Here is a 13,171-nt window from a genome sequence, read left to right as displayed (position 1 = left end):
TCTAGAGTTATCTGGATAGGATGCCTAGTAAACCGTAAGTGAGCATAGACTGACGTTCCATTTTGAACATCTGGCGTACTCTAAGATCATCGGTATGTAGTGGTGTGAAGAAGATCGCTTCATTTCTGAATTCATCTTTTGGCTCTACGGCAAGCCATTCACCATCTTCAAGGCCTGAAATGATTTCAACGAGTTCTTGTTCTTCAATACCTGTTTCGATGTCACGGCGTTCTAGAATACCTTCTTCATTCATCACCCATGCATAAAGGTTTTCTTCGGTCTCCAACGCTTTTTCAACAGCGGTGACTACACCTAAAGCTTCATCTGTAATGATTTTTAAATCCGCATGATAGCCAGCCAGCAGTTCCTCTGAAGGGTTTTCCAGGGAAACTGTGAAAGGATAGCGGCTTGAGCGATGGACCTCGACTTCTTCTGGATAGTCGTCAACAGAAGCTAATGTACCTGTCGTTTCATATTCCATTTCAGGTACATGAATTTCAACGACCATTTCTTCTTCGATTTCTTTCCGTTCCTGTTCAGGGATAGTTCCTTCTAATACTAGGTTCGTAGATTCCAATGTCAGAAGTGGGGCTTCAAGGTCTTCTGAAATTTCGCTGACCGTTCCTGAAAAAGCGCTTGTAACCGTAATCTGATCACCCTCGTCCTGAAGCTGGTCCAGTTGGTCTTCCACCATTTGGAGCATAGCTTCTTGCTTAGCCAGTTCTGCTTCTTGTTCGGCAACCTTCTCTTCTTTCATGTACTCGGTCTCTACGTAGGAAGGAGGGGGAGCGTCACTTGTATTGGAATTATTATTGAATGGATTTGAGTTATTGTTTGTTTCGGGAGGATCAGGTACGCGATAGCTTTCCACTTCGTCTATAAGATCTTCAATTGCGTCAATTTCTTCTTCTAACCGGCTCACTTCGGATTCAAGACGAGCTTCTTCCTGATAATAGTTTAAGACATCGTACGTGTAGAGATCATCGCCCTCACTTACGGTGTCTCCTTCGTTTACGAGAAATTCGTTGAATGATCCAACATCTTCATTGAAATACACCGGCTCTGTTTCTTCTGATGTGAACACGGCTTTTGTATCCATTTTTTTAAATAAATCATAGGTGATTGTCTTGGACCATTCCTTGATATAAGACTTGCGATCCACTTGTTCTCCTTCATCAAAGAAGATGAGGAAAGCATTGGTCGTAACGAAGGCGACAATCAAAATTCCAAGGATTCTGCCTTTAACATTGATTTTTTTCATAGATCTTTACACCTGCTGCTTTCTTATCTGAGTAAATAAAGGAGATACAAATCGAATTTAGATAGGGCGGCGGTCCCTGCCCACAACAACATGTGCCAAAAAACAACACCGACCCAGATCCAGCCAATTTTCGTTTTGGAAAGCCAGGAGATGCACTTCACCTGATACCAGATGATGAAAAGCTGAAAGATGGAGATGGCTCCGCATAAGTAAATAACCCAATCAATGCTGGTAAAATAAGAGGCGATCACTCCAAAAGAAAAGGGGGATACGTACCAATCAACCCCGGCATAAACCATTAGCGGGATCCAGGTAATCCGTTCGATCAGCATGATCAGCAATACATTCATCTGCAGAATGAAGAGTTTTTTATAAGAAACGTTGTTGAACAACCAGAAAAAGAACGATGAAATGAAAAGCGTGAACAAGAATAAAAGGATGGCGAAACCAGCGCGTCCAATTAAGAACCAGGCTTTCCTCATTTCATATTCGACTCTGTTCAGGTCAGACATGTTGGCAGAAATTGCATCCGTACCTAGACCAAGCCATGCTGTCCAGACATATGTAAGAATCGTCAAACCTAGTAAAAAGAATAATAGATTCCAAACGTTTTTGAGCCGTTCCGCTTCGTTCAGTTTGAACAAATGGTCTTCCCGGCTTGTAAATAGCTTTATTAAATGAATCGAGTATGTCATGCGTTCCATCCTTTAATATAGAAAATAAAACTCTCTGTCTTATTCTAACGGAAATTGTCAGTTGTTGCTATAATTACCTCGTAAACTGTTTGGAAAAAGTTAGGTGGATAAACCCCGATATGTCTTTTCATATAAGCTCTGGATTGTGAAAGACTCAGTTTCGAGATAACCGGGGTTCATTGCCCTGGTTGAGCGTCAGGGGTGGCTGGAAAGCGAGCTATTCCCCGTAGTCCCCATCCACTCAATGGAAGTCTCTAAACTGAGTCTTCAACAATCCTGACATCTTCTTTAATCATACAGAGCCAAAAATAAAGCACGGTGCTGGATGCACCGTGCTTTTTATTCAGCCTTGAGAAGGCGCGGCCTGGTAGGGCGGGTCTTGGTTTTTCGCTTTGAAAAATAGAGCTCGATCTTTATAAAGGAAGATCATGGATAGAACGAAAGCGAACAGATCAGCAAGAGGGAAGGCGAGCCACACGCCTGTCACTCCAAAGAAGTTCGGCAAAATCAATACGAGCGGAATTAAGAACAGCACTTGTCGTGCCATAGACAGGATCAGCGCAGGTTTTGCCATTCCCAATGCTTGATAAAGCCCGCCGCTGACGACCTGGGCCCCGATCAGAATAGCGAGAGCAAAAATGATTCTGATGGCGTATGCTCCTGTCTCGATGGTCGCTTCATCTCCTGTGAAGATGTTCATCAAACCTTCAGGGAAGGCCATCATCAAGATGAAAATGCCTGCAGAGATTATTGTAACGACTTTCATACCCAGCAGGACCGTTTCTTTCAGGCGGTCATAATTTTGGGCTCCGTAATTATAGCCAATAATGGGCTGCATGCCTTGAAGAACACCGATCATTGGCATGATGGTGAACATCGCTAGCTTCTGGACAATTCCGAAGACGCCGACTTCAAATTCACCGCCGAATTTAATGAGCATCAAGTTGATCGCGATCATCATCCCGCTCCCCGATACTTGTCGGATGAAAGCAGGCATCCCAATGGTTAACACTTCGCGGATGACAGACCATTGTGGCTTCAAGTAGGAAACCTTGACCGCGAGTGAAGATTTCCCTTTTAAGAAGTAATTCAAGACGACGATCGTTACGGTCGCCTGGGAAATAACGGTGGCCACTGAAGCCCCCTGCACGCCCATATCCAATCCGAAAATGAAGATCGGATCGAGGATCATGTTCAAAACCGCCGGAATGATCATTGTAATCATTGCAAACTTGGAGTTTCCTTCTGAACGGATGATGCTGTTCGTTGTAAAGGCGAAAGAGAAGAAGAATGATCCAAGCATGATCGGGAACAAATAATCGGTTGCATAAGGCATAATGTTATCGGTTGCTCCGAACAGTTTCAGCAAAGGCTCAAGAAAGGTGAAGGCTCCGATGAAGCCGAAGCTTGAGACGACGACGATTGTAAAAAGGATGTTTCCGAAAACTTGGTTGGCTTCTTCCTGCTTGTTTTCCCCTAATCGTCTTGAGATGACCGAGGCACCACCAATACCGACGGCTGCGGCAATGGCCATGATGATCATCATCACCGGGAAGCCGATGCTGACACCGGAGACGCCTAATATCCCGACGCCGCGTGCGATGAAAAGCGTGTCAACGACATTGTACAGAGCCATGACGAACATGCCGATCATGGCAGGCACGGATAAGTTCGTTAATAATTTCGGGATGGGTTGGGTCCCTAACCGCTCACTTTGTTGTTTCATTTGTCTTCGCTCCTTGATGTTTTAGGTTTCAAGTTGGCTTGCATCTTCTTCAGCCATGAAATCATGACTTGTTGTTCTTCTTTCGACAGCCCCTGGTTTGCTTCTTCTTCAATATCAGCCACAATTTTTAGAATGGTAGCATACAACTCTAAACCTTTATCTGTAAGCTTCACAAGCTTTGTCCTTTTGTCTTTTTGGCAGGACCTTTTAATGATGCGTTCATGCTTCAACAGTGTTTCAATCAAGCCGTTCATTGATGATGCTTTGATATGCAGCTGTTTTTGCAGGTCCGTTTGGGATTGCTCGCCTGCCTTGGCCAGGAAGTAGATGACCTTCGCCTGCGAGTGGGTCAACCCGAACTCTCCTAATCGCTGGTTATATATATTTTGTAAGAAATGTGCGACCATATTGATGTTGTAACCTAAATTTTGATCTATGTTTTGCTTCATATTTACTTAGCCCCCTAAACAAATTATAGTATAATACGACTTCGCTTAGAAGTAAACGAAAGTGTTTTACAGGCAAGGAGTTAAGGCAGTCCTATGAACTTTTCATTGGCTGCATGAACTTTTTACCATTAAACTCAATCCCATCTGCTGCTGTATAGTAAAATGAAGGAAAAAGATGGGGGTGGTCGTTATGGTTCAATCATTAAAAACGCATCCGAAGTCGTTTTATGGAGGCGGACTGTTTATTGCTGCCTTACTACTTTCAAACTTTTCCATTCAGAAGATGGAAGTGACGGGTGAAGTGCCGCCGCTTCTTGTGTTAGCGACGGTCATTGACATCATGATTGTTCTTCCGGTCGTGCTTTTCTTATTTGTTCTCCGGAGAAAGCCGACATTGTCATTGCTTGCCCCTCTTTGGCTTTTAGGAGCGGGTTTCGTCCACTGGATTGTCCCCGCGTATGCTAAAGAACACCTGCAATACATGAACGTTTCCATTATCCTCGTTGAGGCAGGTTTCGTCCTCCTGGAATTTTACCTCCTTGTTATTTTCATCAAGAACCTGAAGGCATGGAAGCGGAGTTTCAAAGCTTCCATCCACACAAATCCGCATTTACTTTCAAGAATTTCTACAGCGAACAAGCAAACGTTTGGAGGCTATCCCAAGTTGGAAAGGCTGATCGGAGTGATAGCGACAGATGCATCAGCGATCCGCTATGCTTTCTTTCCACAACTGGATCATAAGCCGGAAGGTGACCAAATCTTCAGTTACCACAAAAAGAGTGAGTACTTCGGTGTTTTTCTCATGCTTGTCCATGCGATGCTCATTGAAATCATTGCTGTCCACGTCATGCTTATGCAGTACAGCCACACCATTGCCTGGATTGCGACCCTCCTTGATTTTTATGCGCTCGTCTTTCTAATTGCTGACTACCAAGCGATTCGTAAAAGTCCTGTTATCATCCAGAATAATCATCTTCATTTTCAAAAAGGGCTTCGCTTTCACATGACGGTCCCGTTGGAAAAAGTGAAGGAGGTCTGTTGGCATGATGGGGGGACATCGTCTGAGGAAAGCCATTCCTTCACCATGATGCTTGCTGGATTTGAAAAGGTTCCTCCCCAGTTAGAAATAAGATTGAACGAAGCGGTGGAGGGGTATCGTTTATTTGGTTTCAAACGTAAAGTAAATCATATTTTTCTGAACGTCGATGAGCCGGAAAGGTTTCTCGAAACTTTAAATAAAGCACGACTGGTTTCAAAGGGAGAGATTTAGTCAATTATGATAAGAGGAAGGAAGGGATTCTATGCCTCGTTATCAAAGTGGAATCTTTATCTATAATGGAAAAAAGGACGAAACAGAGATAGAGACAGCTCTTTCGCAAGTATTGCCGACCTTGAGTAAAGAGGTGAAAGAGTTAAAGGTCATCCAAACGCTATCGTTGGATGATTTATATGGAAACTGCCGGCATTACGGCCCCGAGGTCGATGTTTTTTTCATCTTCGGCGGGGACGGTACCTTGCATGAAGTCATCAATTGTCTGGCACCGATGGAAAAACGTCCGGTGATCGGTGTGTTGCCAGGAGGCACGTGTAACGATTTCAGCCGGGTGTTGGATACACCTCAGCGGCTCAATCAAGCGGCTGCATCCATCATTGCAGGGGAAGAGGTTTCTGTGGATGCAGGGAAGACAGAGGACGATTATTTTATAAACTTCTGGGGCATTGGGCTTGTGACACAAACCTCCTTTAACATTGATGAAACCCAAAAGAACCGGTTCGGTGTGCTCAGCTATTTCATGAGTGCACTGAAAACGATGAATCAAGCCACACCTTTTCATTATAAAATGACTGTAGACGATGAAGAAGTGGATGGTCAGGCGGTGATGATCCTTATTATGAATGGACAATTCATCGGGACGAGGCGTGTCCCTGTCCCTACCATCAACTTACAAGATGGGAAGTTTGACGTGCTGATTGTAAAAAATTCAAACTTGACGTTATTCCGTGAAATCATGACGATGGGTCGTCCACAAACCGATCAGAGTGAATTTCAAGAGATTTCCCACTATCAAGGGGAGAAGGTGAACATCGATGTTGAATTTAAGCAGGATGTGGATATGGATGGAGAAATCAAAGGGAAGACACCGGAAAAATTGGAGGTTCTGCCGGGTCATTTTACCTTCTTAAGCGGAGGACCGAATGCGCTGAAGAATATGGACAACCCTTAAGGAAACCGTGAATTTGCGGAAAAGGGATGGTTTGACAGTTAGAATTTGTTAAACTTATACTATCTTTATCTTTTGTAAAGGATGGGCGAACGTGATGAACGAACAAGAACTGTACCGCAAGAAAAAACAAGATCCTTCGTTGAAGCTTTTTGTCGTATTAACAAAAGCTCAGCGCACCATCGCAGATTTAGTGAAGGACGATATCCAACGATATGAATTGAATCCGACAGAATTCGGAGTGCTTGAGCTCTTGTATCACCAGGGAGATCAGCCACTGCAGAAGATCGGAGAAAAAATTCTGCTTGCAAGCGGAAGTATCACTTATGTGGTGGACAAGCTTGAGAAAAAGGAATACTTGAAACGCGTGCCTTGTCCAAACGACCGACGTATTACTTATGCGTCCATTACCGAAAAAGGACGGGACCTGTTGAACGGCATCTTCCCTGACCATTGGAAAGAGATTGAATCAATCATGGATGGGCTGACGGATGAAGAGAAGAAGGATGCCATTGAATTATTGAAGAAACTTGGGAAGTCTGCAGAATCTAAAAAAGAGTAGCGACTTTTCTGACAATCCGATATAATAAAAGTAATTCTAAAGACAAAGGAGGGTATGAAGATGTTACAGATGCACGTGCTTGACTATCAAATCAACTATCTACGCCGTGCAATTATTCATGATTCAGCTGTCAACGGGATACGTATGTCCAAAATGGCATCTGAATAGTGAAGCAATGTAGCGTCTCATACCTGATTATTCGCAGATAAAAGTCAGAGGTAACGGGACCTCTGGCTTTTTTTGTGTCTTCAAAAAGTCTTTAGGAGGAATTTTCAATGATCATTACATTAAAGAATATATATAAAATTGTCGGTGGCGAAGTATTATTCGAAGCTTTGGATATGGAAATTAAATCCGGACAGCGTGTTGGGCTTGTCGGTCGTAATGGCAGCGGAAAATCGACCCTTTTCCGAATCATAACAAAAGAGGAAGCGCTGGATGATGGCGATCTTTTCATTCAAAAGGGAGCGACCATCGGGTATTTGAAACAGATTCCATCTGATTGGACGGGGACGGGGAGAGAGTACTTGGAACTTGCTTTTACCGAGCTCGTCTCATTGGCTGAACAGATGAAAGAATTAGAAGAAGATATGACAAACCCTGATAAAATGGAGAAAGCTATTGCCGCATATGGGGAAATACAGGAGCGCTTTACTCAGCGTGGTGGATACGAAATGGACGCCTCCATTAAACAAGTAGCGAAGGGGTTGAATATCCATCATTTGCTGGATCATTCATTTTCAAGCTTGAGTGGTGGAGAAAAGACGAAACTTGGTCTTGCCAAGTTGTTACTGGAAGACCCCGACGTTCTTTTGCTTGATGAACCGACGAACCATCTAGATCTACGAGCGATCGAATGGCTGGAAGCTTATTTGCAAGCCTACGACGGGACCATTTGTGTCATCTCTCATGACCGTGCCTTCCTTGACCACATCGTGACAGACATTATGGATTTAGAATCCGGAGAAGTGGATACGTACAAAGGTAACTACACCGCTTTTGAGAAGCAAAAAGAAGAAAAATTGCTTGCTGAATTTCATCAGTATGAAGAACAACAGAAGAAGATTAAAAAGATGAAAGAGGCCATACGGAGATTGAGGCAATGGGCGAATGAAGCCACACCACCGAACCCTAAGCTTTTCAAAAAAGCAAAAAGTATGGAAAAAGCGTTAGAACGGATGGAGAAGATCGATAAGCCGGTGATCGATCCTAAAAAAATGAACCTTTCCCTTGAAGCAGATGGCCGGACAGGGAAAGATGTATTCACTATTGAATCGCTGAAGAAGCATTATGGAAGCAAAACAATCCTGAACGGTATCGACCTCCACGTCCGTTATCAGGACAGGATTGCGGTTGTCGGAGCTAACGGAAGTGGGAAATCCACACTCTTAAAAATTTTATTGGAAAAAGAAACACCAAGCGGAGGCAAGATCAAACGAGCACCTTCCATAAAAGTCGGTTATCTTCCGCAAAATCCTCTGCAGGGAGCCGATCGCGATCAGCGGATGATCGACCACTTCAGAGATCACATCCGGGTGACGGAAGGGGAATCGCGACACAGGCTTGCGGGGTTCATGTTTTATGGATACGACGTCTTTCGTAAAATCCGCCACCTAAGTGGTGGAGAACAGATGCGTTTGAAGCTTGCAATTTTCATGCATCAGGATATTCAGGTCCTGATCCTGGATGAGCCGACCAACCACCTTGATGTGGAATCCCAGGAAGTTCTTGAAGAAGCGCTCAATCAATTCACAGGAACGGTCATCGGAGTTTCCCACGACAGGCATTTCCTGGATCAGTGTTTTACTCACACCGCTTTTCTTGTGGATGGGAAACTTCACCGATATATCGGTACGTATGAAGAAACGAAGGAACATTGGCACGCCCTTTTAGAAGCGCGGTCAGAAGAGCCGGTGGTAAAACATAAAAAAACAGCCAAACCAGAAACGGCGCCAGTGAAAGAAAAACCAACCATCGATTGGGAGAAGGAAATCGGTCGTCTTGAACAAGAGATCTCGACGATCGATCAACAGATGCAAAATGGTGAGGATGTAGAAAAGTTAATGGAACTCCAACACCGTAAAGATGAGTTGGAAAAAGACTTAGAATCTCTATACGAACATTGGATGGAAGCGCAGTGTTGATCTATCCATTCTTAGAAAAGGGTAGGAAACGAAAAAGTTTCCTACCCTTTTAGGTGACCGATATCATCGAACCCATACCTATAGGATGGAAATATGTTTAGAAGGATCGCCTCTTTTCTCACGGTAATAGTCCACGAGGGCGTCGGTATAGGAGAAAAAATCGGGACAAAAGATGTCTGAGGCAGCGAGGTCTACTTCTGACTGACGGTTGTCGTAGTCTGCACTACAGAGAAAGTAATCAAGAGCTTCCCTTTGAATCCCTAAAACTTTCCGTAAAGGACGAAACTTCAATGATTGGTTAGCAAGCCCAAGCGGCAAGGTGAAACGAGGGTGTTTGTCCGCATACACATAACTGAGCTGCTCGTAGATCTCTTTTGCTGTGTAAGGATTGGGGTCTGTGAGATGGTACGTCTTTCCATCGCTTTCGGGGTGATGGGCAAGGTAGTTTGTCGCTTCGATGACATAATCCTGCGGCACAAGGTTGACGCGTGCTGTTCCTTTTCCGAAGTAAGGGAGAACAGGAATGTTTCGTAAAGCATCTACTAAATTCAATATAAAATAAGGCCCATCGAATTTAGCAGTGGCACCCGACTTTGTATGCCCGACAACAATCCCGGGGCGGATGATTGTCGTCGGAATATCTTTGCACATCCGATGAACGAGATTTTCTGCCTCGTGTTTCGTGTATTCATAATGATTTTTAAAACCATTCTCATGGGTGAGGTCTGTTTCGTAAACGACTCCTTCCCGTTTTCCTGAAACATAGGCGGTGCTGAAATAAATATAACGTTCCAAATGCAGGCATTGGGAAAGCCAGCGGTTCACTTCTCTTGTGCCTTGTACATTGACCTTCCATGCCGGCATAAGAGGAACAGCTAAATCATAAAGAGCAGCAAGGTGGAAAACGTGGGTCACTTCTTGTAGTAAGAGCGTGGATGTCGTGGATGACATTCCTAACCCCTCTTGAGTAATGTCCCCTTGAACGAGTTCTATTTTTTCTGTATTGACCTCTTGGCATTTTTCCCACGCCTCGATCTGATTTTTCGCATGTTGTTCCATAGAGGGAAGGTGAAGAAGGTAAATTTTCTCTATGGAATTCCTGCTTCTAAAAAGGTCTTCAATTAAGGCGGTAGCTAAATATCCTGGAAAACCAGTAAACAAATACGTGTTAGACATGATCATATCGCCTCCGTAATCCGTTTGATTACCTTTTCGTGATGGAACATTGAACTTCCTTCTTTTACCTATTCACTTGTTTATCTTAAAAAAGGAGGGGAAAACATAGGGGAGGTACAGATTTTTTGGGAGGTTATCAAATGAAAGTTCTCGTTATTGGAGCTAATGGAAAAGTAGGAAAACACATAGTCGATAAACTCGTAGAAACCGAACACACCCCCTATGCAATGGTTCGTAAGAAAGATCAGATTTCTCAATTTGAAGAAAAAGGCGTTGAAACGATACATGCGGATTTGATGAGGGACTTTGAACATGCTTTCAAAGGAATGGATGCCGTCATCTTCGCGGCAGGGTCCGGGCCTGATACAGGCGCAGACATGACCATTGTCATCGACCAGGAAGGGGCAATCAAGGCAGCGGAGCATGCAGAAGCCAATGGCGTGAAGCGGTACATGATGTTAAGTTCCATCGGAGCAGACCGTGCAGAAGAAGCGCCCGACGACTTCAAGTTTTATCTTTATGCGAAACGACGTGCGGATGAATACTTGAAGAGTACCGATTTGGATTATACGATTGTCCGTCCCGGCGGTTTGACCAACGATGCAGGCACAGGGAAGGTGACGTTGCAGGAACGTACAGATCAAGGAGAGATTCCACGAGAAGATGTTGCTGCAACACTTGTCCATCTTCTCTCTGTAGAAGGTTCCATCCACCAAAGCTACGACCTCATCAGTGGCGACACCCCAATTGAAGAACTATAAAAAAGAAGGAGCCTCGCGCTCCTTCTTTTTTTAATCATTTATTAAAGTTTGTGGCAGGTTTCTTGAAGACTCAGTTTCGAGACTGTTGTTGAGTGGATAGGGGCTGCGGGGAATAGCTCGCTTTCCGCGGGAGCGCGGTGAGCCTCCTCGGACTGCGTCCTGTGGGGTCTCACCCTGCACTTTTTTCCCGCAGGAGTCTCACCATTCCCAGCCACCCCTGACGCTCAACCTCGGCAACGAAACCCAAAAGCATCTCGAAATCGAGTCTTCAAGTATAGGGAGCGTTTATGTAAAAGGGGTGTGATGAAAATGACAGAACCGTGACGAAAAATGAGTAATTTTAATGAGGAAATAGGTTTAGCTGTTGTGAAAACGGGTATTAAGTTTCTAGACAGAATTGCAATAGACACAAGGAGGGGGAGCTTTGGGTAACCCGGAAGTGATCGTGTACACAAGTCGGAACTGTCACTATTGTGAGAAGGTACTAGGAACATTGGAAGATTGGGAAATTGATTATGAAGAGCGGAATGTATCAGAGAACCGTGACCATTTCAGAGAACTGCAAAGAAACAACATTTACGGTACACCCGCTGTATTTATAGATGGAGAAAAAATTCTCGGTTATCAAGAACGTAAAATGAAACAGAAGCTGAGAATAAAAGAAAATCCTCAGTATATAAGGGCTGACTCCATGAACTTTTCCTAATGGTTTCGACAAGTGATGATCATCACTTGTTTTTTTTGTCCAAAGTCATCAATAATCCAACGATCAATCGCTTTCGTTTCACTTTTTCAGGTGCTTTTTCATAGGCTGAAGTATCATACATTAAAGGTGGAACATTCATGTACCCATATAATCCTTACTATTATTATAATAATGGCTGGTATCGGTATCCTGCCAGTCTTCCTTACGATCAGGTGAATTATCAGCAAATGTCCAATAACCAGGGAAATGTCTGGGGGTATGCCCCGTACAATCAAGCCATGTATGGATTCCAAAATCCATATATGAATAGTTACGACTATACAGGTTATACTGAGACCGGGAATCAGAATTCTTCATTCAACGTCGGTAACATGTCCAAAGGTGTCATGAGTTATTTTCAAAAAGAAGACGGCCAGATTGACTTCGATAAAATGATGTCGACCACCGGTCAGGTTGTAAAGACCGTAAAGGATGTCAGTCCAATTGTTAAAGGGATCGGGACATTCGTTAAAGGCATCAAGTAAACCGCGCGCTATTCATTTAGCGCGCATTTTCTTTAGACAAAGTTCATGTAAAGAAACATGCAGCTGTTCTTTTTTTTTCGATGAACAGAAGGGGGACCCTCTCCCTTGCGAATTCTAAGAGGTAATTCAGGGCGCTTCTTTTTTCGTGAAACAAGGGTCCTTTTTTGTGTAAAAGTTGGAAAATGATTGTGTTATAATGTTTCGCATAACGAAATAAATGATCGGGTGGAGGCGTAGGAACATGAGTATCGGGTGTTTATGTATTCACGGATACACAGGGAGTCCGGATGAAGTCCAGCCCCTCGTCGACTTTCTGGAAGCACGGACGGATTGGGAAATTGCCAATCCTACGCTTCCGGGGCACGGGGAGGACTTGGACCTTGAAGGACACTATTATCAAGAATGGATTGCTACAGCAGAGCTCGCTCTGCTGGACCTCATGAAAAGACACGACACTATTTACATTATCGGCTTTTCCATGGGGGGAATGATCGCTGCCTACTTAACTGCGAAGTATCATTTGGATCGTTTGGTCCTTCTATCGGCGGCCGGGAAATATGTCAGTCTCCCGCAGATGTATAAAGATATTCTTGGAATGGTCGCGGATGCCTGGAACGGTGTGCTTGCGGATAATGAGCTTTTTCTCAGGTACCAGAAAAAAATGAAGGATACGTACCTTTTTTCTACTTTCGAATTTATGAAGTGCGTGCAATTCACACGGCCTTATTTACAGCAGGTCCGCTGTCCTGTGCTCATCATTCAAGGCGAGCTGGATGGAATGGTGCCAAAGAAAGCAGCTTTGTATTTGGAGGAAGAAATTCCGTCAGAAGAAAAAGAGGTCATTTTCTTGAAAAAGTCGAAGCACTTGATTTGTCATGGGGATGACAGCGACGAATTATTTGATAAAGTGATGGATTTTGTAAGTCAACCATAGGGGGAAGAGAA

Annotated in this window: 14 protein-coding genes; 9 read left to right on the top strand and 5 right to left on the bottom strand. The window is 43.9% G+C overall.

Features of this window, described 5'->3' with window-relative positions; translation table 11 throughout:
• Positions 1 to 7: 7 nt before the first annotated feature.
• The 4 genes from LC065_RS02760 to LC065_RS02745 form a co-directional block, all read right to left on the bottom strand.
• Positions 8 to 1,261, bottom strand: a complete 1,254-nt coding sequence (locus LC065_RS02760; protein ID WP_226594202.1) for an efflux RND transporter periplasmic adaptor subunit — start codon at positions 1,259 to 1,261, stop codon at positions 8 to 10.
• 23 nt (positions 1,262 to 1,284) lie between these two features.
• Positions 1,285 to 1,956 carry a hypothetical protein gene (locus LC065_RS02755; protein ID WP_226594201.1) on the bottom strand — a complete coding sequence of 224 codons (672 nt, stop codon included), beginning with the start codon at positions 1,954 to 1,956 and terminating at the stop codon, positions 1,285 to 1,287.
• 343 nt (positions 1,957 to 2,299) lie between these two features.
• Entirely contained in the window at positions 2,300 to 3,682 is a 1,383-nt protein-coding gene (locus LC065_RS02750; protein ID WP_226594198.1) for an MATE family efflux transporter, read from the bottom strand.
• Positions 3,679 to 4,131 (bottom strand): MarR family winged helix-turn-helix transcriptional regulator, encoded by a 453-nt coding sequence (locus LC065_RS02745; RefSeq protein ID WP_226594196.1) that lies wholly within the window; start codon positions 4,129 to 4,131, stop codon positions 3,679 to 3,681. Before LC065_RS02745 ends, LC065_RS02750 begins: the two co-directional genes overlap by 4 nt.
• 190 nt (positions 4,132 to 4,321) lie before the next feature.
• Here LC065_RS02745 and LC065_RS02740 point away from each other — a divergent pair, with 190 nt between their 5' ends.
• The 5 genes from LC065_RS02740 to abc-f all read left to right on the top strand — a co-directional run bounded on the left by LC065_RS02740 (position 4,322) and on the right by abc-f (position 9,059).
• Positions 4,322 to 5,401: a hypothetical protein gene (locus LC065_RS02740; RefSeq protein WP_226594194.1), complete on the top strand. Its 1,080-nt coding sequence runs from the start codon at positions 4,322 to 4,324 to the stop codon at positions 5,399 to 5,401.
• 31 nt (positions 5,402 to 5,432) lie between these two features.
• Positions 5,433 to 6,356: a YegS/Rv2252/BmrU family lipid kinase gene (locus LC065_RS02735; RefSeq protein ID WP_226594193.1), complete on the top strand. Its 924-nt coding sequence runs from the start codon at positions 5,433 to 5,435 to the stop codon at positions 6,354 to 6,356.
• 94 nt (positions 6,357 to 6,450) lie between these two features.
• Positions 6,451 to 6,915: a MarR family winged helix-turn-helix transcriptional regulator gene (locus LC065_RS02730; protein ID WP_226594371.1), complete on the top strand. Its 465-nt coding sequence runs from the start codon at positions 6,451 to 6,453 to the stop codon at positions 6,913 to 6,915.
• A 60-nt stretch (positions 6,916 to 6,975) separates the two neighbouring features.
• Complete coding sequence (locus LC065_RS02725; protein ID WP_306163742.1) at positions 6,976 to 7,083, top strand: RAxF-45 family protein; 108 nt, start codon at positions 6,976 to 6,978, stop codon at positions 7,081 to 7,083.
• Between the two features lie 107 nt (positions 7,084 to 7,190).
• Positions 7,191 to 9,059, top strand: a complete 1,869-nt coding sequence (gene abc-f, locus LC065_RS02720; RefSeq protein WP_226594191.1) for a ribosomal protection-like ABC-F family protein — start codon at positions 7,191 to 7,193, stop codon at positions 9,057 to 9,059.
• A 78-nt stretch (positions 9,060 to 9,137) separates the two neighbouring features.
• On the opposite strand, the gene LC065_RS02715 is transcribed toward abc-f, so the two are convergent.
• Positions 9,138 to 10,235 carry an SDR family oxidoreductase gene (locus LC065_RS02715; RefSeq protein ID WP_226594190.1) on the bottom strand — a complete coding sequence of 366 codons (1,098 nt, stop codon included), beginning with the start codon at positions 10,233 to 10,235 and terminating at the stop codon, positions 9,138 to 9,140.
• Positions 10,236 to 10,375: 140 nt separating this feature from the next.
• Here LC065_RS02715 and LC065_RS02710 point away from each other — a divergent pair, with 140 nt between their 5' ends.
• The 4 genes from LC065_RS02710 to LC065_RS02695 all read left to right on the top strand — a co-directional run bounded on the left by LC065_RS02710 (position 10,376) and on the right by LC065_RS02695 (position 13,160).
• A complete protein-coding gene (locus LC065_RS02710; RefSeq protein WP_226594189.1) occupies positions 10,376 to 10,996 on the top strand; it encodes an SDR family oxidoreductase in 621 nt (206 codons plus the stop codon).
• A 424-nt stretch (positions 10,997 to 11,420) separates the two neighbouring features.
• A complete protein-coding gene (locus tag LC065_RS02705; RefSeq protein ID WP_226594187.1) occupies positions 11,421 to 11,702 on the top strand; it encodes a glutaredoxin family protein in 282 nt (93 codons plus the stop codon).
• A gap of 137 nt (positions 11,703 to 11,839) precedes the next feature.
• A complete protein-coding gene (locus tag LC065_RS02700) occupies positions 11,840 to 12,226 on the top strand; it encodes a YppG family protein (protein ID WP_226594186.1) in 387 nt (128 codons plus the stop codon).
• 241 nt (positions 12,227 to 12,467) lie between these two features.
• Positions 12,468 to 13,160 carry an alpha/beta hydrolase gene (locus tag LC065_RS02695; RefSeq protein WP_226594183.1) on the top strand — a complete coding sequence of 231 codons (693 nt, stop codon included), beginning with the start codon at positions 12,468 to 12,470 and terminating at the stop codon, positions 13,158 to 13,160.
• The last annotated feature ends 11 nt before the right edge of the window (positions 13,161 to 13,171 follow it).

The organism is Halobacillus litoralis (assembly GCF_020524085.2).
Classification (GTDB): Bacteria; Bacillota; Bacilli; order Bacillales; family Halobacillaceae; genus Halobacillus; species Halobacillus litoralis_E.
Note: the sequence above shows the minus strand (reverse complement) of the source record. Positions and strands in the feature narration are given on the sequence as shown.

Bases quoted from the DNA above. Each gene is read 5' to 3' on its own strand.
- LC065_RS02750 (WP_226594198.1), bottom strand. From the start codon at position 3,682: ATGAAACAACAAAGTGAGCGGTTAGGGACCCAACCCATCCCGAAATTA.
- LC065_RS02695 (WP_226594183.1), top strand. From the start codon at position 12,468: ATGAGTATCGGGTGTTTATGTATTCACGGATACACAGGGAGTCCGGAT.
- LC065_RS02745 (WP_226594196.1), bottom strand. From the start codon at position 4,131: ATGAAGCAAAACATAGATCAAAATTTAGGTTACAACATCAATATGGTC.
- abc-f (WP_226594191.1), top strand. From the start codon at position 7,191: ATGATCATTACATTAAAGAATATATATAAAATTGTCGGTGGCGAAGTA.
- LC065_RS02725 (WP_306163742.1), top strand. From the start codon at position 6,976: ATGTTACAGATGCACGTGCTTGACTATCAAATCAACTATCTACGCCGT.
- LC065_RS02755 (WP_226594201.1), bottom strand. From the start codon at position 1,956: ATGACATACTCGATTCATTTAATAAAGCTATTTACAAGCCGGGAAGAC.
- LC065_RS02710 (WP_226594189.1), top strand. From the start codon at position 10,376: ATGAAAGTTCTCGTTATTGGAGCTAATGGAAAAGTAGGAAAACACATA.
- LC065_RS02730 (WP_226594371.1), top strand. From the start codon at position 6,451: ATGAACGAACAAGAACTGTACCGCAAGAAAAAACAAGATCCTTCGTTG.
- LC065_RS02740 (WP_226594194.1), top strand. From the start codon at position 4,322: ATGGTTCAATCATTAAAAACGCATCCGAAGTCGTTTTATGGAGGCGGA.
- LC065_RS02700 (WP_226594186.1), top strand. From the start codon at position 11,840: ATGTACCCATATAATCCTTACTATTATTATAATAATGGCTGGTATCGG.
- LC065_RS02735 (WP_226594193.1), top strand. From the start codon at position 5,433: ATGCCTCGTTATCAAAGTGGAATCTTTATCTATAATGGAAAAAAGGAC.
- LC065_RS02760 (WP_226594202.1), bottom strand. From the start codon at position 1,261: ATGAAAAAAATCAATGTTAAAGGCAGAATCCTTGGAATTTTGATTGTC.
- LC065_RS02715 (WP_226594190.1), bottom strand. From the start codon at position 10,235: ATGTCTAACACGTATTTGTTTACTGGTTTTCCAGGATATTTAGCTACC.